The sequence below is a fragment of the Nocardia sp. NPDC057353 genome (genome assembly GCF_042667085.1).
Classification (GTDB): Bacteria; Actinomycetota; Actinomycetes; order Mycobacteriales; family Mycobacteriaceae; genus Nocardia.
This window is the reverse complement of sequence record NZ_JBHVAK010000005.1, coordinates 92189-114779: the sequence shown is the minus strand read 5'-3', so window position 1 is coordinate 114779 and position 22591 is coordinate 92189. Positions and strand designations below refer to the sequence as shown.

The 22591-nt window shown below is 76.4% G+C and carries 1 protein-coding gene; it reads left to right on the top strand.

Features of this window, described 5'->3' with window-relative positions; genetic code table 11:
- Nucleotides 1-32: 32 nt before the first annotated feature.
- Nucleotides 33-22394, top strand: coding sequence for a non-ribosomal peptide synthase/polyketide synthase (locus ACFUUZ_RS04250; RefSeq protein ID WP_378692397.1), 22362 nt, complete (start codon nt 33-35; stop codon nt 22392-22394).
- The last annotated feature ends 197 nt before the right edge of the window (nt 22395-22591 follow it).

The following is a 22591-nucleotide window of genomic DNA, read 5'->3' as shown; positions in this document are numbered from 1 at the left end:
GAGAATCTGCTCTGCCTTAGGGGATGCACACGATGGACTCCCACCGCCGTTCGAACCGGGACAGCCGTCGGCGCAAGACGCGTAGCCCGCTGTTCGCTCAGCTGCTGACCGGTGCGGTCGAGGCCGCGGCGGAGTCCGTTGCGATCAGGTACAACCCGACCGGCGAGCCGGGCGACCAGGAGCAGCTGAGCTACCGGGAACTGGACGAGGCCTCGTCCAAGCTGGCCCGCGAGCTGATCAATCGGGACGTCGGCCCCGGCGCGGTGGTCGCCATCGCCGTCACCAGGTCGGTCGAGTCGGTGCTCGCGGTCTGGGCGATCGCCAAGGCGGGCGCGGCCTACGTGCCGATCGACCCCACCTACCCGCGCGAGCGGATCGAGCACATGGTCGCCGACTCCGGTGCCGAGTTCGGGCTCACCCTGAGCAGGCACCGGCCGGTGCTCGGCACCGCCGCCTACTGGATCGAGCTGGACGACCCCACCGTCGCCGAGCGGATCGACCGGCACCCCGGCCACCCGGTCTCCTACGAGGACCGGGTGCGGCCGCTGCACGCCGAGCACCCCGCCTACGTCCTCTACACCTCCGGCTCCACCGGCAAGCCCAAGGGCGTCGTCGTCACGCACACCGGGCTCGGCGCGCTGGTCGCGCACGAGCGCGACCACTACGACGTGCGGCCCGGCTCGCGGATGCTGCACATCTGCTCGCCGAACTTCGATGTCTCGGTGCTGGAGCTGCTGCTCGCCTTCGCCACCGGCTCGACCCTGGTGATCGCCCCGCCCGGGGTCTTCGGCGGGTTCGAGCTGGCCGACCTCATCCGCCGCGAGCGGGTCACGCACATGCTGATCACGCCGGGCGCGCTGGAGTCGGTGGACCCGGGCGGGATCGACGAGCTGCGCTCGGTCATGGTGATCGGCGACCGCTTCGGCCCGGAGCTGGTCCGGCGCTGGGCGGTGCCACCGCGGAACTTCTACAACGCCTACGGCCCGACCGAGGCCACCATCGCCGCCACCGGCACCCCGGCGCTGCGCGCGGGCGAGCCGATCACCATCGGCACCGCCTACCCGGGCGTGCAGGTGTTCGTGCTGGACAGCAGGTTGCGGCCGGTGCCTGCGGGCGTCGTCGGCGAGCTGTACCTGGCCGGGCCCGCGCTGGCCCGCGGCTACCTGAACCGCACCGCGCTCACCGCGAGCCGCTTCGTGGCCTGCCCGTTCGGCGGCGAGCTCGGCGAGCCGGGTGCCCGCATGTACCGCACCGGCGACCTGGCCAGGCGCACCGAGCTCGGCGCCCCCGGGCGCCCCGACGACACCGCGCACGCTCCCCTGGAGTTCCTCGGGCGCACGGACTTCCAGGTCAAGGTGCGCGGCTTCCGGGTGGAGCTGGGCGAGATCGACGCCGCGCTCACCGCGCACGAGGACGTCGACTACGCCGCCACGCTCGGCAAGCTGCTGCCCTCCGGGGTCACCGCGCTGGTCTCCTACGTGCTGCCCCGGCCGGGCGCGGTGCTGGACACCGAGAAGCTGCTGCTCTTCGCGGGGCGCGCGCTGCCCGGCTACATGATCCCGTCGGCCGTCGTCGTGCTCGACCACATCCCGCTGAACCCGGTGGGCAAGCTGGACCGGGCCGCGCTGCCCGAGCCGGTCTTCGCCGCGCGCGAGTTCCGCGCCCCCGACACCGCCGCCGAGCGGGCCGTGGCCGAGTCCTTCGCCGCCGTGCTCGGCGCCGAGGAGCCGGTGGGGGCCGACGACGACTTCTTCGAGCTGGGCGGCAACTCGCTGCTCGCCGCGCGGGCCGCGGCCAGGATCGGCACCGCGCTGGCCGCCAAGGTTCCGGTGCAGCTGCTCTTCGAGGCCACGACGGTGGCCGCGCTGGCCGAGCGGGTGGCGGCCTACGCGGGCACCGGGGGAAGGCCGCCGCTCACCCCGCAGCCGCGCCCGGAGCGCATCCCGCTCTCCTACGCGCAGCAGCGCATGTGGTTCCTGAACCGCTTCGACCCGGCCTCGGCGGTCAACAACATCCCGATGGCGGTGCGGCTCACCGGCGCGCTCGACGTGGCGGCGCTGGAGCGGGCCGTCACCGACGTGGTCGACAGGCACGAGGTGCTGCGGACCGTCTACCCGGAGCTGGACGGCGTCGGCTACCAGGACATCCTGCCGGTGCAGGACCCGCTGGTGCCGCGGCTGGAGCTCGGCAGCGCCACCGAGGACGAGGTGCTCGGGCTGATCGTCGCGGCCGCCGCGCGCGGCTTCGACGTCACCGCGGCGCCGCCGGTGCGGGCGACGCTGCTCCGGCTCGGCCCGGACGACGCGGTGCTGATCTGCGTGGTGCACCACATCGCCGCGGACGGCTTCTCGCTGGCCCCGCTCACCCGCGACCTGATGACGGCCTACCTGGGCCGGGCCCGCGGCGCCGAGCCGGACTGGGAACCGCCCACCGTGCAGTACGCCGACTACGCGCTCTGGCAGCGGCACGCGCTCGGCGCCGAGGACGACCCCACCTCGACCATGGCGCACCAGCTCGGCTACTGGCGGGCCCGGCTCGCCGAGCTGCCGCCGCAGCCGGAGCTGCCCGCCGACCGCCCGCGCCCCGCCGAGGCCTCCTACCGCGGCGACACCCTGCCCTTCCGGGTGGACGCCGCCACCCACGCCGGGCTGCGCAGGCTGGCCGGCGAGCACGACGCGACGCTGTTCATGGTGGTGCACGCCGCGCTCGCGGTGGTGCTGAGCAGGCTCTCCGGCACCGACGACGTGGTGGTCGGCACGCCGGTCGCCGGCCGCGGCGACGCCGCGCTGGACGACGTCATCGGCATGTTCGTGAACACCCTGGTGCTGCGCGCGCGGGTGCACTCCGGGCAGCCCTTCACCGAGCTGCTGAGCGAGGTGCGCAGCGGCGACATCGGGGCCTTCGGCCACGCCGACGTCCCGTTCGAGCGGCTGGTCGAGCTGCTCGACCCGGTGCGCTCACCCGCCCGCCACCCGCTCTTCCAGGTCATGCTGACCTTCCAGAACGCCGAGCGCCCCGAGCTGGAGCTGCCCGGGCTCTCGGTGCGCCCGATCGACCTGCACAGCACCGGCCAGGCCCGCTTCGACCTGCAGCTCACCCTGGTCGAGCACCCCGGCTCCGGGCTGGAGGCGGCGATCGACTTCGCCACCGACCTCTTCGACCCGCCCACCGTGCGCGACTTCGCCGACCGCTTCGTCCGGGTGCTCGCCGCGGTCGCGGCCGACGCCACCGTCCCCGTCGGCGACCTGGACCTGCTCGCGCCGGGCGAGCAGGAGCTGGTGCTGAACGCCTGGAACACCGCGGGCGCGCCGGTGCCCGAGCTCACCCTTGTCGACCTGGTGGCGGCCCGCGCCCAGGCCAGGCCGTACTCGGTGGCCGTGCGCGGCCCCGGCGAGCTCGGCACCGAGCTCGACTACGGCACGCTCTGGGCCCGCGCCGAGCAGGCCGCGCGGGCGCTGATCGAGCTCGGCGCCGCCCCGGAGACCGTGGTCGCGGTCGCCGCGGGGCGCACCGAGGAGCTGCCGGTCGCGCTGCTCGCGGTGCTCATGTCCGGCGCCGCCTACCTGCCGCTGGACACCGGCTACCCGGCGCAGCGGCTGAGCTTCCTGCTCGCCGACGCCGCCCCGGTAGCGGTGCTCGCCACCGGCGCCGAGCGGGAGCTGCTGCCGCCCACCGACATCCCGGTGGTCACGCTGGCCGAGCTCGGCACCGGCGCCGAGCCGGACGAGCACGTCACCCAGGTGCTCGCCCCGCAGCGCAGGCTCGCTGCCGCGCGCCGCGGCGCGCTGCGCCCGGACAACCTGGCCTACATCATCTACACCTCCGGCTCCACCGGGACGCCGAAGGGCGTCCGGGTCACGCACCGCGACGTGCTCGAGCTCTTCGCCAACACCCAGCTCATCTTCGACTTCGAGGCCGACGACACCTGGACCCTGTTCCACTCCTTCGCCTTCGACTTCTCGGTCTGGGAGCTGTGGTGCGCGCTCGCCACCGGCGGCACCGTCGTCCTGGTCGACCAGCTGACCGCGCGCTCGCCGGAGGCGTTCCGCGCGCTGCTGGTGCGCGAGCGGGTCACCGTGCTGAACCAGACCCCGTCCGCCTTCCGGCAGCTGGCCGAGGCGGACCGGGTCGCGGTGGCGGGCGGGGCCGACCCGCTGGCGCTGCGCTACGTGGTCTTCGGCGGCGAGGCGCTCGACCTGCGTGGGCTGCGCGGCTGGTACGAGCGGTACCCGCGGGACGCCCCGTGGCTGGTGAACATGTACGGCATCACCGAGACCACGGTGCACGTCACCTTCCAGGTGCTGGACGAGCGGATGGCCGCGGAGGCGGTCGGCGTGATCGGCCGCGCGCTGCCTGGCGTCAGGGTCTACGTGCTGGACGACCGGCTGCACCCCGCGCCGGTCGGGGTGATCGGCGAGATGCACGTGAGCGGCGGGCAGCTCGCCCGCGGCTATGCCGGGCGGCCCGCGCTGACCGCGGCGCGCTTCGTCGCCGACCCGTTCGGCCCGCCCGGCGCCCGCATGTACCGCAGCGGTGACCTCGGCCGCTGGGCCGGGTTCGGCACCGGCATGGCGCTGGAGTACCTGGGCCGCGCCGACCAGCAGGTGCAGGTGCGCGGCTTCCGGATCGAGCCGGGCGAGGTGGAGGCCGCGCTGCTCGCGCTGGACGGCGTCGCCGAGGCGGCGGTGCTGGTCCGCGCGGGCGAGCACAGCGGCGAGCGGCTGGTCGGGTACGTGGTGCCCGGCCAGGTCTGGGACGCCTTCACCGACTCAGGGCCGGACCCGGCCGCGCTCCGCGCCGAGCTGGCCGCGGTGCTGCCCGCGCACATGGTGCCGGACGTGATCACCGTCCTGCCCGCGCTCCCGCTCACCCGCAACGGCAAGCTGGACCGCGCGGCGCTGCCCGGCCCCGAGGTGGTCGGCGCGGCGCAGGCGCAGGCCCCGGCGGGCCCGATCGAGCAGGGCGTCGCCGACGTCTTCGCCGAGCTGCTCGGCGCCACCGAGGTCGGCCGGGACGACGACTTCTTCGGCCTCGGCGGCAACTCGCTGCTCGCCACCCGCGCGGTGGCGCGGGTGAACGCGGCGCTGGACGCCGCGATCGTGGTGCGCGACCTGTTCGACGCGCCGACCGTCGCCGCGCTGGCCGCGCGGGTGGTGGCCGCCGCCGCCGCGGACGGCGCCGCCGAGCGGCCGCCGCTGGTGCCGGTGCGCAGGCCGGACCGGGTGCCGCCCGCCCCAGCCCAGTACCGCATGTGGCTGCTGAACCGGCTGGACCCGGAGTCGCTGGTCTACAACATCCCGCTGGCCATCCGGCTCACCGGCGAGCTCGACGTCCCCGCGCTGCGCACCGCCGTCGCCGACGTGCTGGAGCGGCACGAGCCGCTGCGCACCCGCTACCCGCTCGGCCCGGACGGCATGCCGTACCAGGAGGTGCGGACGGTCGAGGAGACCATGCCGGAGGGGCTGCCGGTCCGCCGCGCGATCGATCCGGGCAGGCTCGTCGCCGAGCTCATGGGCAACCCGTTCGACGTCGCCGAGCACGTCCCGGTGCGCGCGCTGCTGGTGCAGACCGGCCCCGTCGAGCACCTGCTCGTCCTGGTCCTGCACCACATCTGTGTCGACGGCGCCTCGGTGGCGGTGCTCGCCCGCGACCTGGTGACCGCCTACGCCGCCCGCGCGGAGGGCGCGCTGCCCGGCTTCGCGCCGCTCGCGGTGCGCTACGCCGACTACGCCATCCGGCAGCAGGAGGTGCTCGGCTCGGCCGACGACCCCGGCTCGCTCGCCGCCAGGCAGCTGGCCTACTGGCGCGAGCAGCTGGCCGGGCTGCCCGCCGTGCTCGAGCTGCCGTGGGACCGGCCGCGCCCGACCACCCCGACCATGCGCGGGCTGAGCGCGCGGGTGGTGATCCCGGCCGAGGTGCACGAGGAGCTGATCCGGCTCACCCGCAGCCGCAACGCCACCGTCTTCATGGCCGTGCACGCCGCGCTCGCGGTGCTGCTCGCCCGCTTCGCGGACAGCAGCGACCTGGCCATCGGCACCCCGTTCGCCGGGCGCGGCGACCGCGCGCTGGACGACCTGGTCGGCATGTTCGTCAACTCGCTCACGCTGCGCACCGTGCTCGCGCCGGAGGAGAGCTTCACCGAGCTGCTCGACCGGGTCCGGGAGACCGACCTGAACGCCTTCGCGCACGCCGAGGTGCCGTTCGAGCAGGTCGTCGAGCACGTGGTCGCCGGGCAGGTGGGTCCGCACCACCCGCTCTTCCAGGTCATGCTGGCCTTCCAGAACGTGGAGCCGCCCGCCCTCGAGCTGCCGGGGCTGCGGGTGAGCGCGCTCGACCCCGGGGCCGTCACCGCCAAGTTCGACCTGCAGGTCGTGGTGGAGCCGCGGCCGCGGGTCGACGGCCACGCGGGGGAGCTGGTCGCGCTCTTCACCGTCGCCGCCGACGTCTTCGACGAGGCCGCCGCGCAGTCCTTCGCGCGTCGCTTCGCCCGGGTGCTGGCCGCCGTCGCCGATGACCCGGAGATCGCGGTCGGCGCCATCGACCTGCTCGACGCCGCCGAGCGGGAGCGCGCGCACGCCCGCACCCAGCTCGCCGCGGCCCCGGTCGCCGAGGCCACGCTGCCCGAGCTGATGAACGCCGCGGTCTGGGCCGCGCCGGTCGGGGTCGCCGTGCGCTACGCCGAGTTCGACGGCACCGCCGTCGAACTCACCTACGCCGAGCTGGACGAGCGCTCGAACCGGGTGGCGCGGGCGCTGATCGCGCGCGGCGTCGGCCCGGAGGACATCGTCGCGGTCGCCATGCCGCGCTCGCCGGAGTCGGTGCTCGCCATCTGGGCCATCGCCAAGAGCGGTGCCGCCTACCTGCCGATCGACCCGGACCACCCGGCCGACCGGGTGGCGCACATGATCGCCGACTCCGGGGTGCTGCTCGGCCTCACCGTCGCCGGGGTGCGCGACGCCCTGCCCGGCACCGCCGAGTGGCTCGTGCTGGACAGCGAGAACACCGCCTACTCCGGATATCCGGCGGGCGCGATCGAGCAGACCGACCGGCGCAGGCCGCTGGAGCCGCGGCACCCGGCCTACGTCATCTACACCTCCGGCTCCACCGGGCTGCCCAAGGGCGTCGTGGTGACGCACGCCGGGTTCGCCCGGCTCGGCGCGCACCAGCGGGAGAAGTACGGCATCACGCCGGAGTCGAAGGTGCTGCACTTCGCCTCGCCCTCGTTCGACGCCTCCTTCCTGGAGCTGCTGGTCACGCTGGTCGGCGCGGCCACCGCCGTGGTGGCGCCGCCGACCGTCTACGGCGGCGCCGACCTGGCTGCGCTGCTGCGCCGGGAGCGGGTCACGCACGCCATCTTCACCCCGACCGCGCTCGCCTCCATGGAGCCGGACGACCTGGACGACCTGCGGGTGATCCTGACCGGCGGCGAGGTGCTCAAGGCCGACCTGGTGCGGCGCTGGGCGCGGCCGATCGGGGAGAGCGGCATCCGGGAGTTCTACAACGCCTACGGCCCCACCGAGGCCACCGTCGCCACCACCGTCACCGAGCAGCTCAGCGGCAGGCTGGTGCCGACCGTCGGCACCGCCATCCCGGGTAACGGGGTGTACGCGCTTGACCGCAGGCTGCGGCCGGTGCCGGACCGGGTCGTCGGCGAGCTGTACCTGAGCGGCGCGCAGCTGGCCCGCGGCTACCTGGCGCGCCCCGCGCTCACCGCGGAGCGCTTCGTCGCCGACCCGTTCGCCGCGGACGGCTCCCGGCTCTACCGCACCGGCGACCTGGTGCGCTGGACCAGGGCGGGCGACCTGGAGTTCGTCGGGCGCACCGACTCCCAGGTCAAGATCAGGGGCAGGCGGATCGAGCTCGGCGAGATCGACGCCGTGCTCGCGGGCCACGACGACGTGGACTTCGTGGCCACGCTCGGCGTCGACCGGCCCGGCGGCGGCACCATCCTCGCCGCCTACGTGCGGCCGGTGCCCGGCCGCAGCCCGGAGCCGCGCGAGCTCTTCGCGCTGGCCGAGCGGAGCCTGCCCGGCTACATGGTGCCCGCCGCCATCACCCTGCTGGACGAGGTGCCGCTGGCGCCCACCGGCAAGCTGGACCGGGCCGCGCTGCCCGCGCCGGTGCTGCGCGGCGCCGCCTACCGCGCGCCCGCCACCCGGCTGGAGGCGCTGGTCGCCGGGGTCTTCGTGGAGCTGCTCGGCGCCGAGCGCGCAGGCGCCGACGACGACTTCTTCACGCTCGGCGGTAATTCGCTCAGCGCCACCAGGCTCGCCGCCAGGCTGGGCGCGCGGCTGGACACCACGGTCCCCGCCCGGCTGGTCTTCGAGGCGCCGACGGTGGCGGCGCTGGCCGCCCGGCTCGCCGAGATCCAGGGCTCCGGCGCGCGCCCCGCGCTCACCCCGGTGCCGCGCCCGGAGCGGCTGCCGCTCTCCCCGGCGCAGCAGCGCATGTGGTTCCTGAACCAGTTCGACACCAGCTCGCCCACCGACACCATCCCGGTGGCGCTGCGCCTCACCGGCGCGGTCGACCTCGCCGCCATCCGGGCCGCCGTCGCCGACGTGCTGGAGCGGCACGAGGCGCTGCGCACCGTCTACCCGGCGGTGGACGGCGCCGCGCACCAGGTGGTGCTCCCGGTCGCCGGGGTGCTGCCCGACCTGGACCCGCGCCCGGCCGACCCGGCCGCGCTGCCCGCCCGGCTCGCCGACTTCGCCAATGTCGGCATCGACGTCACCGAGCAGCCGCCGGTGCGCGCCGCGCTCTACGAGCTCGGGCCGGAGGAGTACGTCTTCGCGCTGGTCCTGCACCACATCGCCGCCGACGGCGCCTCGGTCGCCCCGCTGGTCCGCGACCTGAGCACCGCCTACCTGGCGCGCGCCGACGGCCGCGCCCCCGGCTGGGCCCCGCTGCCGGTCCAGTACGCCGACTACACCCTGTGGCAGCGCGAGCTCCTCGGCGCCGAGGACGACCCCGAGTCCATGGCCGCCGCGCAGCTGGGCTACTGGCGGGCCGCGCTCGACGGCATCCCCGTCCGCCTCGACCTGCCCGCCGACCACCCGCGCCCCGCGGTCGCCTCCGGCCGCGGCGCCAGGCACGGCTTCGAGATCCCCGCCGCCACCTACACGGCCGTCGAGGAGCTGGCCAGGAAGCACAACGCCTCGGCGTTCATGGTCGTGCACGCCGCCTTCGCGGTGCTGCTGGCCCGGCTCTCCGGCACCCGCGACATCACCATCGGCACCCCGGTGGCCGGGCGCGGCGAGGCCGCGCTGGACGACCTGGTCGGCATGTTCGTCAACACCCTGGTGCTGCGCACCCCCGTCGACCCCGCCGCGCCCTTCACCGAGCTGCTCACCCGGGTCAGGGAGGCCGACCTCGGCGCCTTCGCGCACGCCGAGCTGCCCTTCGAGCGGCTGGTCGAGGTGCTCGACCCCGAGCGCAGCGCCGCGCACCACCCGCTCTTCACCGTCGCGCTGTTCTTCCAGAACCTGGACCGGGTCGCCATCGAGCTGCCCGGGCTCACCGTCACCGGCCTCGACACCGAGGCCGCCCGCGCCCGCTTCGACCTGCAGCTCACGGTGAACCCGGGGCAGCACGGCGCGGGCGCCGAGTTCACCTACGCCACCGACCTCTTCGAGCCGGAGACCGTCGCGGGCTTCGCCGACGGCTTCCTCCGGCTGCTCGACGCGCTGGTCACCCGGCCCGCCGCCGCGGTGGGCGACGCCCCGCTGCCCGCCGCCGCCGACCGGGCGGCCGCGGTGTGCTCCGGCCCGGAGTTCGAGGTGCCGGTGGAGGAGCTGCTCGACGGCTATCGCCGGGTGGTGCGCACGCTCCCGACGCAGGTCGCCGTGGAGTACGAGGGCCGGATCCTGACCTACGCCGAGTTCGACGCCGCCGTGAACCGGCTCGCCCGGCTGCTCATCGCCCGCGGCGCCGGGCCGGAGACCGTGGTCGCGCTCTCGATTCGGCGCTCCCCGGAGCTGGTGATCGCGATCTACGCGGTGCTCACCGCGGGCGCCGCCTACCTGCCGCTCGACCCCGAGCACCCGGCCGAGCGGATCGAGACCGTGCTCACCATCGCGGCACCGGTCTGCCTGCTCACCACCGCCGCCGACCGGGTGCCCGCGCCCGCCGGGCTGCCGGTGCTCGAACTGGACAGCCTGGACGCGGCGGGCTTCGGCGCCGAGCCGCTCGCCGCGCACGAGCGCCGCGCCCCGCTGCACCCCGAGCACCCCGCCTACGTGCTCTTCACCTCCGGCTCGACCGGGCAGCCCAAGGGCGTCGCGGTCCCGCACCGCGCCATCCACCAGCAGATCAGCTGGATGCTGGCGCGCTACCCGCTGGAGCCGGGCGACCGCTACCTGCAGAAGACCGCGACCACCTTCGACGTCTCGCTCTGGGGCTGGCTGCTCCCGCTGCGCGCGGGCGCGCGGCTGGTGCTCGCCACCCCGGACGGCCACCGCGACCCGCGCTACCTGCTGGACACCATCGCCGCGCGCGGCATCACTGTCACCGACTTCGTGCCGTCCATGCTCACCGCGCTGGTCGCGGCGGCGGGGCGGGCCAGCGCCGACCTGGCGAGCCTGCGCGAGCTCTTCGTGATCGGCGAGGCGCTGCCCCCGGAGACCGCAGCCGCCTTCGCCGCCGCCACCCCGGCCCGGCTGCACAACCTGTACGGCCCCACCGAGGCCGCCGTTTCCATCACCGGCTGGACCGCGCGCCCCGGCGCGCCGGTGGCCATCGGCGAGCCGCAGGGCGGCAGCCGGGTGTACCTGCTTGACGAGCGGCTGCACCCGGTGCCCTCCGGCGTCGTCGGCGAGCTCTACCTGGCGGGCGGGCAGCTGGCCCGCGGCTACCTGGGCCGCCCCGACCTGACCGCCGACCGCTTCGTCGCCGACCCCTTCGGCCCGGCGGGCTCCCGCATGTACCGCAGCGGCGACCTGGTGCGCCGCACCGCCGCGGGCGAGCTGGAGTACCGTGGCCGCGCCGACTTCCAGGTGAAGTTCCGCGGGCAGCGGGTCGAGCTGGGCGAGATCGAGGCCGCGCTGCTGGCCGCGCCGGGCGTGGCGCAGGCCGTCGTGGTCCCGGTGCCGGTGGCCGAGGGCGAGCACCTGGTCGGCTACGTCGTGCCCGCCGGGGGCACCGAGCTCGACCGGGACGCGCTGCGGTCCGGGCTCGCCGCCCGGCTGCCCGGGTACCTGGTGCCCGCCGCGCTGGTCGTGCTGGACGCGCTGCCGCTGAACAGCGCGGGCAAGCTGGACCGCAGGGCGCTGCCCGCGCCGGAGTTCACCGCGCGCGCCTTCACCGCGCCCAGCGGCCCGGTGGAGGAGCTGGTCGCGGCCGCCTACGCGGAGGTGCTGGAGACCGCAGGCGTCGGCCGGGACGACGACTTCTTCGCGCTCGGCGGCAACTCGCTGGGCGCCATGCGGGTCGCGGCCAGGATCGGCGCGGCGCTGGAGCGCCGGGTCCCGGTGGCGCTCGTCTTCGAGCTGCCGGTGGTCTCGGCGCTGGCCGCCCGGCTCACCGGCGCCCCCGTCGAGGACGCCCCCGCACTGGTCGCGGCGGTGCGCCCGGCGACCGTCCCGCTCTCCCCGGCACAGCGCCGGATGTGGTTCCTGAACCAGTTCGACACCGCCGCCACCGCCTACAACATCCCGGTCGCGGTGCGGCTGCGCGGCGCGCTGGACACCGCGGCGCTGCGCGCCGCGCTCGCCGACCTGATCGACCGGCACGAGACGCTGCGCACGCGCTACCCGGACACCGGCGCAGGCCCCGAGCAGCAGATCCTGCCGCCCGGCGGCGGCCTCGAGCTCGGCGTCGAGCCGGTGGCCGCGGCCGAGGTCACCGAGCGGGTGGCCGAGCTGGCCGCGACCCCGTTCGACGTGGCCGCCGAGGTTCCGGTGCGGGCCGCGCTGCTCGCCGTCACCGACCCGGAGCCCGGCGCCGCCGAGCACGTGCTCGTCGTGGTGCTGCACCACATCGCCGCCGACGGCTGGTCCATCCGCCCGCTCACCCACGACCTGGTCGCCGCCTACCGGGCCAGGGTCGACGGCGCCGCCCCCGAGTGGCCGCCGCTGCCGGTGCAGTACGCCGACTACGCGCTCTGGCAGCGCGGCACCGTCGGCGACCCCGACGACCCCGACTCGCTCGGCGCCGCCCAGCTGCGCTACTGGCGGGACGCGCTGGACGGGCTGCCCGCCGAGTCCACGCTGCCCGGCGACCGGCCGCGCCCGGCGCAGCCATCGCTGCGCGGCGGCTCGGTCGCCTTCACCGTCGACCCCTCGGTGCACCGCGCCCTGGACGAGCTGGCCCGCGGCACCGGCGCCTCGCTCTTCATGACCGTGCACACCGTGCTCGCGGTGCTGCTGGCCCGGCTCGGCGGCGGCGACGACATCGCCGTCGGCACCGCGGTCGCGGGCCGCGGCGTCGCCGAGCTCGACGACGTGGTCGGCATGTTCGTCAACACCCTGGTGCTGCGCAGCCGGATCGACCCCGCCGAGCCCTTCGCCGAGCTGCTGGCCAGGCAGCGCGAGGTCGACCTGGCCGCCTTCGCGCACGCCGACGTCCCGTTCGAGGAGGTCGTCGCGGCGGTGGAGCCGGAGCGCGCGCTGAACCGCAGCCCGCTCTTCCAGGTCGCGCTCGCCTACCAGAACCTCCCCGCCACCAGCTTCGCGCTGCCCGGACTCGAGCTGACCGTGCTCGACCCGCAGCTGCGGGTGGAGCGCTTCGACCTCTCGGTCGCCATCGGCGCGGCCGGGCCGGAGCGCGGCGCCGCGCTGGTCGGCTCGGTCGGCTACGCGCTGGACCGCTACGCCGAATCCACCGTGCGCGCCTTCGCCGGGCGGTTCGTCCGGCTGCTCGCCGCGGTGGCCGCGGCGCCGCGCACCCCCGTCGGCGACCTGCCGCTGGTCACCGAGGCCGAGCTGGGCGGTTCGTCCCGGCTCGGCGGCAGGCCCGCTCCCGACCTGCTCACCCTGTCCGAGCTGCTCACCGGCGCCGCCGCGCAGGCGCCCGCCACCGTCGCGGTGCGCGCGGGCGAGCGGGTCTGGACCTACGACGAGCTGCAGACCCGCTCGGCGCGGCTGGCCCGCGCCCTGATCGACAGCGGCATCGGCCCCGGCGACGTGGTCGCGATCGGCATGCCGCGCACGCCGGAGTCGGTGCTCGCCGTCTGGGCGGTGGCGCAGACCGGCGCCGCCTTCGTCCCGGTCGACCCGGACTACCCGCCGGAGCGGGTGGCCTACATGGTCACCGACTCCGGCGCGGTCCTCGGCCTCACCCTCGCCGCGGTGCGCGACCGGCTCCCCGCCGACCTGCCCTGGCTGGCGCTCGACGGCCGCGGCTCGGACAGCTGGATCAACGAGTTCGGCGCCGCCCCGGTCACCGACCGGGACCGGCTGGCCCCGCTCAACCCCGCCGACATCGCCTACGTGGTCTACACCTCCGGCTCCACCGGCGCGCCCAAGGGCGTCGCGGTGAACCACCTCGGGTTGGCCGGGCTGGTGGTGGCGCAGCGGGTCGCGCTGCGCGCCTCCGGCGAGTCCAGGGTGCTGCACGTGGCCTCGCCCTCCTTCGACGCCTCGATCTTCGAGCTGCTGCTCGCCGTCGGCGCGGCCGCCACCCTGGTCATCGCGCCGCGCAGCGCGTCGAGCGGCGACGAGCTGGCCGAGCTGCTGCGCGCCGAGGCGGTCTCGCACGCCGTGCTCACCCCGTCGGTGCTCGCCACCCTCGACCCGGCCGCGCTCCCGGAGCTGGTCTCGCTGCTCGCCGCGGGCGAGGCGAGCCCGCCGGAGCTGGCCGCCCGCTGGGCGATCCCGCTGCCGGACGGCCGGGTCCGCGAGGTGCACAACGGCTACGGCCCCACCGAGGCCACCGTCATGACCAACAGCGCCAAGCTGCAGCCCGGCGCGCCGGTGACGCTCGGCGAGACCGTCGCCGGGATCACCGAGTGGGTGCTCGACGGCAGGCTGCACCCGGTGCCGACCGGCGCCGTCGGCGAGCTGCACATCGCGGGCGCCGCGCTCGCGGAGAGCTACCGCAACCGCCCCGACCTCACCGCCGCCCGCTTCGTCGCCTGCCCCTGGCTCCCGGGCCAGCGCATGTACCGCACCGGTGACCTGGTGCGCCGCACCGCCTCCGGCGACCTGGAGTTCCTCGGCCGCAACGACCTCCAGGTGAAGATCCGCGGCCTGCGGATCGAGCCGGGCGAGCTGGAGGCCGTGCTCACCGCGCACGAATCGGTCGGCTTCGCGGTGGTGCAGCCGCGGCAGCTGCCCGGCGGCGCGGTCGGGCTGGTCGGCTACGTGCTGCCCGCCGACGGCCGGGAGATCGGCGTCGAGCAGCTGCACGCCTTCGTCACGCACCGGCTGCCCGCGCACCTGGTGCCCGCGGCGCTGGTGGTGCTGGACAGCATCCCGCTCACCCCGGGCGGCAAGCTGGACCGCGCCGCGCTGCCCGCCCCGGTCCCCGCAGGCGGCACCGCGCGGCCGCCGGTCGACGCCACCCAGGCCCGGCTCGCCGAGATCTTCGGCCGGGTGCTCGGGCTGGAGCAGATCGGCGTCGACGAGTCCTTCTTCGCGCTCGGCGGCGACAGCATCTCGGCCATCCAGGTGGTCGGCGGGGCGCGTGCGGCCGGGTTGGTGATCACCGCGCGCGAGGTCTTCGAGCAGCGCACCGTTGCCGGGCTGGCCAGGGTCGCGCGCACCGCCGCGCACCCGGGCACGGCCACCACCGAGCTCTCCGGCGGCGGCATCGGCTCCATGCCGCTGCTGCCGGTGCTCGCCGACTTCCTCGACCGCGGCGGCATCGTCGACCGCTTCGGCCAGTTCATGGTGCTCGCGCTGCCGCCGGGGATCGACCGGGACGAGCTGGTCGGCACCCTGGCCGCCGTGGTCGAGCGGCACGACGCGCTGCGCGCCCGGCTGCGCCCGGTGGGGGGTGCGCACTGGGAGTTCGAGACCAGGGCGACCGGCTCGCTGGAGCTCGTCGACGCCGCCATCACCCGGCTCGACGTGCCCGCCGCCGCAGGCGAGGCCGAGCTGAACCGCTTCGCGGCCGTCGCCGCCGACACCGCGCTGGCCGAGCTGGCCCCGGCCGCGGGCCGGATGTTCGCCGGGGTCTGGCTGCACCGCCCCGACGACCGCGACGCGCTGGTCCTCGCCGTGCACCACTACGTGATCGACGGCGTCTCCTGGCGGGTGCTGCTGCCCGACCTGGTCACCGCGTGGGCGCAGATCTCCGCGGGCATCGAGGTCGAGCTGCCGCCGGTCGGCACCTCGCTGCGGCGCTGGGCGCACGGCCTCGCCGAGGCCGCGCCGGGCCGGGCGGACGAGCTCCCGCTCTGGCGCTCCATCCTGGCCACCCCGGACCCGCTGCTCGGCGTGCGCGCGCTCGACCCGCGCCGCGACACACACGCGGGCACCGGCCGCTTCGAGGTGCCGGTGCCCGGCCCGGTGGCCGCCGCCGTGCTCACCCGGCTGCCCGCGCTCTACCACACCGGCCCGGACACCGCCCTGCTCACCGCGCTGGCCATGGCGGTGCGGGCCTGGCGCGCCCGGCGCGGCGTCGACGCCGCCACCACCGTGGTCCGGCTGGAGGGCCACGGCCGCGAGGAGCAGGCGGTGCCCGGCGCCGACCTGGCCCGCACCGTCGGCTGGTTCACCACCGTGCACCCGGTCGCGCTCGACCTCGGCGCGGTCGAGCTCGGCCCCGACTACGAGGGCGGCGCCGCCACCGCCGAGGCGGTGCGCGCCGTCAAGGAGAACCTGCGCGCCGTCCCCGACCGCGGCATCGGCTTCGGCATGCTGCGCCGGTTCGCGGGCGGCGAGCTCGCCGAGCCCGCGCACCCGGGCCAGATCTCCTTCAACTACCTGGGCCGCGCGGGCGGCATCGCGGGCGCGCACGTCATGGACTGGCTGCCCACCGGCGAGTTCGGCCGGATCGAGCTGGACCCCGCGCCCGAGCTGCCCGCCTCCGGCGTGATCGAGATCGACGCCATCGCCGACGACCTGGACGGCATCCGGCTCACCGCCACCTTCCGCTACGTCGCGGGCATCCTGGACGAGGCCGACGTCCGCGACCTCGCCGAGGACTGGCTGGCCGCGCTGGAGGCGCTGGCCGGGCACCTCGCGCACCCGGCCGCGGGCGGGCTCACCCCCTCCGACGTCGCGCCCGCCGCGGTCACCCAGCGCGAGCTGGACCACTGGCGCGCCGCGGGCGGCGGGCTGGTCGACGTGCTCCCGGTGACCCCGCTGCAGGCCGGGTTGCTGGTGCACAGCGCCGAGCCAGGCACCGACTACTACGTCATGCAGTTCGCGCTGGAGCTCCCGGCCGACGTCGACCTCGACCGGCTGTACGCCGCGGGCACCGCGCTGCTGGACCGGCACGCCGTGCTGCGCACCGGCTTCGCGCACACCGCCGACGGCACCCCGGTCCAGCTGGTCTACGACCGGGTGGAGCTGCCGTGGCAGCTCGTCGAGTGGGTGCCCGACGCCGAGCTGCCCGCGCTGCGCGCCGCCGAGCGGGCCGAGCCGATGGACCCCGGTACCGCCCCGCTGCTCCGGATGACGGTGTACCGCACCGAGTCCGGCCGCGCGCACCTCGTGCTCACCCTGCACCACCTGCTGCTCGACGGCTGGTCGATGCCGCTGCTCGTGCGCGACCTGCTCGTGCTCTACGCGGGCGGCGGGGCCGAGCTGCCCACGCCGCGGCCGTACCGCGACCACGTGCAGTGGCTCGCCGAGCGCGACCGCGGCGCCGCCACCGCCGCGTGGGCCGCCGCGCTGGACGGCGTCGAACCGACCCTGCTCGCCCCCGCGCTCGCCGCCTTCGCCGGGCCGGTGCGGAGCGAGCGCGCCGACGAGGTCGGCACCGCCGTCGTCGACATCGACATCACCAGGACCGCCGCGCTCGGCGCGCTGGCGACCGGCACCGGCGTCACCATCGCCACCGTGGTGCAGGCGGCCTGGGCGCTGGTCGTCGGCGCCGCCGTCGGCAGCGACGACGTGGTCTTCGGCGCGGTCGTCGCAGGCCGCCCCGCCGACCTGGCGGGCGCCGAGGACATGGTCGGGCTCTTCGCCACCACCGTGCCGGTCCGGGTGCACACCGGCGGGCCGGGCACCGTGCGTACCCTGCTCACCCGGCTGCAGTCCGAGCAGGCCGCGCTGCTCGACCACCACCACCTCGGGCTCGCCGAGATCCAGCGCGCCCCCGCGCACCGGACCGGCTCCGCCGACCCGCTCTTCGACACCCTGGTCGCGGTGGAGAGCTACCCGGTGGACACCGAGGCGCTGCGCGCCGCCGCCGAGCACGCCACCGGCGCGCCCGGCGCAGGCGCGCTCGACGCCGTCACCTACACGCACTACCCGATCACCCTGCTGGTCGACGTCGGCGACCGGCTCGGCATCCGGGTGCTCTTCCGGCGCGACACCGTCGAGGACGCCGTCGCCGCCGTGCTCACCCAGCGGCTGCGCGTGGTCCTCGACCGCATCTCGCTCGGCCCCGACCGCAGGCTGGCCGCGCTCGACCTGCTGCCCGGCCCCGAGCGCGCCATGCTGGACGCGCTCAACGACGGCGCGCTCGCCCCGCCGCCCGGCGAGGACACCCTGGTCTCGCTCTTCCGCGACCAGGTCGCGCGCACCCCCGACGCCCCCGCGGTGACCTTCGGCGACGAGACGCTGAGCTACGCCGAGTTCGGCGCCCGCGTCGCCGGTCTCGCCGGTGCGCTGGCCGCGCGCGGCGCAGGCCAGGAGCGGCTGGTCGCCGTCGCGCTGCCGCGCTCGCTCGACCTGGTGACCGCGATCTACGCGGTGCTGGAGACCGGCGCCGCCTACGTCCCGCTCGACCCCGCCGACCCGGCCGAGCGGATCGACGCCGTCCTCGCCCGGATCCGCCCCGAGTTCGTCCTCGCGGGCGCCGATTTCCACACCGGGAGCGGCGCCGAGGTGGTCGATATCGCCGCGGTCGAGCCCGGCGCGGCGCCCGCCTACGCCAACCGCCCCGACACCCTGGCCTCCGTGGTGCACACCTCCGGCTCCACCGGCACCCCCAAGGGCGTGCTGATCACGCACCGGCAGCTGGTGAACCAGCTGCGCTGGGCCCAGTCCGCGCACCCGCACGACGGCTCCGACGTCGTACTGCACAAGACCCCGGTCACCTTCGACATCCACGCCTGGGAGCTGTTCTGGCCGCTGCAGACCGGGGCGCGGCTGGTGATCGCCGAACCCGACGCGCACCGCGAGCCCGCGCTGCTGCGCGCCCTGATCGAGCGCGAAGGCGTCACCACGGTGCACTTCGTGCCCGCGCTGCTCGACGCCTACCTCGGGCTGCTCGCCGAGACGCCGGGGGAGCCCGCGGCGCTGCCGCGCCGGGTCTTCGCCGCGGGCGAGGCGCTGAGCCGGACCACCGTCCAGCGCTGCGCCGCGCTGCTCACCGGCGAGCTGCACAACTGGTACGGCCCCGCCGAGGCCACCGTGGTCACCGCGCACCGCGCCGACACCGACGGCGCGGCGGGCCCGGTGCCGATCGGCACCCCGGTCGCGGGCACCGACATCCACGTGCTCGACGGGCTGCTGCGCCGGGTGCCGATCGGCGCTCCCGGCGAGCTGTACCTGGCCGGGGTCCAGCTGGCCCGCGGCTACGCGGGCGAGCCAGGCCGCACCGCCGAGCGGTTCGTCGCCGACCCGTTCCGCCCCGGCGAGCGGCTCTACCGCACCGGCGACGTCGTCCGGCTCGGCAGGCGCGGGCTGGACTACCTGGGCCGCAACGACTTCCAGGTGAAGCTGCGCGGGCAGCGGGTCGAGCCCGGCGAGGTGGAGGCGGTGCTGCGCGCGCACCCCGCCGTCGCCAGGGCCGCGGTGACCGTCGCCGACGGGGTGCTCGTCGCCTACCCGGTGCCGGTCGCCGGGCAGGTCGTCGACCCGGCCGAGCTGCTCGCCTTCGCCCGCACCCGGCTGCCCGGGTACCTGGTGCCCGCCGCCGTCGTCCCGCTGGCCGAGCTGCCGCTCACCGGCACCGGCAAGCTGGACCGCCGCGCCCTGCCCGCCCCCGACTTCGCGCCGCGCGCGGGCCGGGAGCCTGCGGGCGAGACCGAGCTGCTGGTCGCCGCCGCCTTCGCCGCCGCGCTCCCCGGCGCGGCCGCCGTCGGCGCCGACGACGACTTCTTCGCGCTCGGCGGAACCAGCCTGGACGCCGTGCGCGCCGTGGCGCAGTTGGCCGCCGACACCGGCGTCCCCGTCCGCGTCCCGTGGCTCTTCGACGGAACCACCGTCGCCGACCTCGCCGCGCGCATCGACGCAGCCCGCGGCCTCCCCGCCACCGCCGGCGCGCACGCGACCTCCGGTGCCCCTGCGGCCTCCGGCGCGCACGCAGCCGCGGAAGCGCTGCCGCAGCCCGACGCCTCTGCGGTACCGGAGTCCGGCTCCCACGAGGGGCCGCAGCCCGACGCCTCTGCGGTACCGGAGTCCGGCTCCCACGAGGGGCCGCAGCCCGATGCCAACGCGGTGTCGGAGCTCGGCTCCCTCGAGGGGCCACAGCCCGACGCCTACCCCGTGCCGGAGTCCGGCGCACCCGCCGGCGATTTCGGCGTGCCGAGCGCCGACCTCGGCACCGCTGCCGCGGTGGGCGCAGACGATATGCCGACCGCCGTCTACCAGCCGGTCACGACGGGCAGGCACGCCGCCGAGCCCGCCCCCGCGGACCCGGCCCTCGCCGTCGTCCTCCCGCTGCGCGCGGGCGACGGGAAGCAGCCGCCGCTGTTCTGCATCCACCCCATGGCCGGACTGGCCTGGTGCTACCAGCCGCTCGCCACCCGCCTCGCCCCGGAGATCCCGGTCTACGGCATCCAGTCCCCGGTCCTCTCCGCCCCGATCACCGGCCCGGAGGCATGGGACGGCCCGGAATCGCTGGCCGAACTGGCCGAGCGCTACGTCGCCGAGATCCGCGCCGTGCGCCCGGAGGGCCCGTACCACCTGCTCGGCTGGTCCCTCGGCGGCGTGCTCGCGCACGAGGTCGCGGTCCGGCTGCGCACCGCGGGCCACGAGGTCGGGGTACTCGCCATGCTCGACGCCGACTTCGCCTTCGACCTCGCCACCTGGCGCGAGACCACGGTGCGCATGCTCGCCGAGATCGGCATGCACGACGTCGACCCCGACCGGCTCGCCGAGCTCTCCGACGAGCACCTGTCCGCGCTGCACCGCAGCATCCCCGCCGAAATGGTCGAGGTGGACCGGGTCCGGCTGCGCGCCGCCTACACCACCGCGGTCCGCTCGGTGCTGCTGCTGCCCCGGCACCGCCCCGGCGTCTTCGACGGCACCGTGCACTACTTCCGCGCCGCCGCCGACGACCGCCGCGACCACGACGTCATCGCCTCCTGGCGCCCGCACGCCGCCCGCGTCCTCGACCACGAGGTCGCTGTCAAGCACGAGCAGATGACCGACCCCGCCGCCCTCGACACCGTCGTCCCCCTGCTCGACGCCCTCCTCACCGCCGACGCCCCCACCGAGATCCGCCCCCTCAGGATCCCGGCCGCAGAGGCTCCTTCGGCCGCGCAGCGCGACGTCGAGGAATCCGCCGTCGAATCGCCCTGGGCCACCCCCGCGAACGGCGTGCCCGTCCCCGCCGCCGATCCCCGCCCGGCCCACGGCGGAGAATCCGACCCCCCGGCGCCCGAGCCCGACCTCCCCGCCGCCGAGTCCCCGTGGGCCACCCCGTCCAACGGCGTGCTCGCACCCGGTGCCGACGGTTCGCCTACCCACGCCGAGCCGAACACCCCCGCCGCCGAGCCCGCCTGGGCCACGCCGTCGAACGGTGTCCCCGCCACCCCGGCCCGCGAACCCGCGCGGGCCACAGCGCCGGAGCCCACCCCGGCCGAGCACGAGTCCGCCACCCCGTGGGCGTCCCCGTCCAACGGCGCCTCCGTCCCGACACCTGCCGACGCCACCCCGTGGGAAACCCCCGCGAACGGCGCCGCGGCGCCCGACCTCGCGTCCCCGGACGGCAACGGGGACCGGGTCCCGCGCCACCGCGCCCAACCGGAGACCCCGAACCCCTTCGGCCCCGCCCTCACCGAACCCGAACCGCAGCACCGGGCGGAGCCGAGGACCCAGGTCCCGACCATCTCCACCTCGACCCTGACCACCGCGGTCCTCCCGTCCCGCCTCCCGATCACCACCCCGACGGCGGCCGCGCTCGGCCTCGGCGTGCACGTCCGCGCCGCCGCGGTCGACGTCCCGGCGGGCACCGCCCCCTCGGCGGTCCGCGCCGCGATCGACGCGGTCATGCAGCGCCACCCCCTGCTGTGGTCCCGCTGGCGCCAGGAGCCGGGCGCACCGGGTCCGGTCTTCGAGCTCCCGCCCCCGGCCGAGCGGGTGGACGAGCCCTTCGTGAGCCTCCCGCTCTCCGGCGAACTCCCGCCCCTGGACCGCCTCGTCGGCGAGGTCTCGGCCGAGCTCGACCCCGCCGCGGGCCGCAATATCCGCTTCGTGCACGCCGCCCGCCCGGACGGCTCCGCCACCCTGCTGCTGGTCGCCTCGGCGCTCGTGGTCGACGACACCACCTGGCGCATCCTGGCCGACGACCTCTCCGCCGCGTGGTCCGGCAGCAGGCACGCGGGCAGGGCGGGCTCCGACGACGGGGTCACCGAGCTGCTCACGGCCCTGCGCCGCCGCCTCGCGGGCGCCGAGCGCGCCGAGCTGGACTGGTGGCGCGGCACCCTCGCGGGCCGCCCCGCCGAGCCGCCTGCCCCGGCGGGCGGCCGCCGCCGCATCTCGCTCACCATCACCGGCGACGGCACCGCCGCGGTGGCCGCCGCCGCGGCCGCGCACGGCGCCGAGGTGCTCGACGTCCTGCTCGCCGCCACCGTGCTGGCCACCGACACCGCCGCCGACCAGGCCGTCACCAGGGCCATCGGCCCCGTGGTCCGGCTGCAGGCGGACGGCAGGACCGCGGACCGCACCGACGGCGTCGCGGGCGCCTTCGACGTCGCCTACCCGCTCCCGCTGCCCGCGGCGGGCGTCGACGTGGCCGAGGCGCTGGTCGGCGGCCCGGCCGCGGGCGCGCTGCTGGAGCGGATCGCCGCCGCGCGCGCCGCGGTGCCGTCCGGCGGCGCGGGCTACTCGGTGCTGCGGCACGTCACCGCCCGCCGCGAGCTGGCGGCCGCGGCGCAGGGCCGCTACGCGCTGCGCTACCGGGACGTGCGCCCGGCCCGGGTGCTGATCGAGCCGCCGGTCCAGGACCTGCTGCTGGACCTGCTGGTCGACGTCGGCCCGGACGGCCTCCTGGTCCGCTTCGACTACGTCGAGGCGGCGTTCAGCCAGGACGAGATCCGGGTCTTCGCCGAGCACTGGGTGCGCGCGCTGGGCGGGCTGGCCGAGCACGGCTCGCAGCAGCCCGCCGCGCGCTGACCCACGCCGCGCGCCGCACCCGATCGCCGGTGCGGCGCGGGCGGTCGGGCATGATGGGGCAAAGTCACAGTAACGTCACGCGGGGCCGCGGCGACTACACAGACCGTAGGGTTCGGGGCGTGTGTCCGCGTCAGGACGTGCCAGTCGACAAACCCGAGACGAAGTGAAGGTGTGAAATTGATACGTCGACCCAGCCG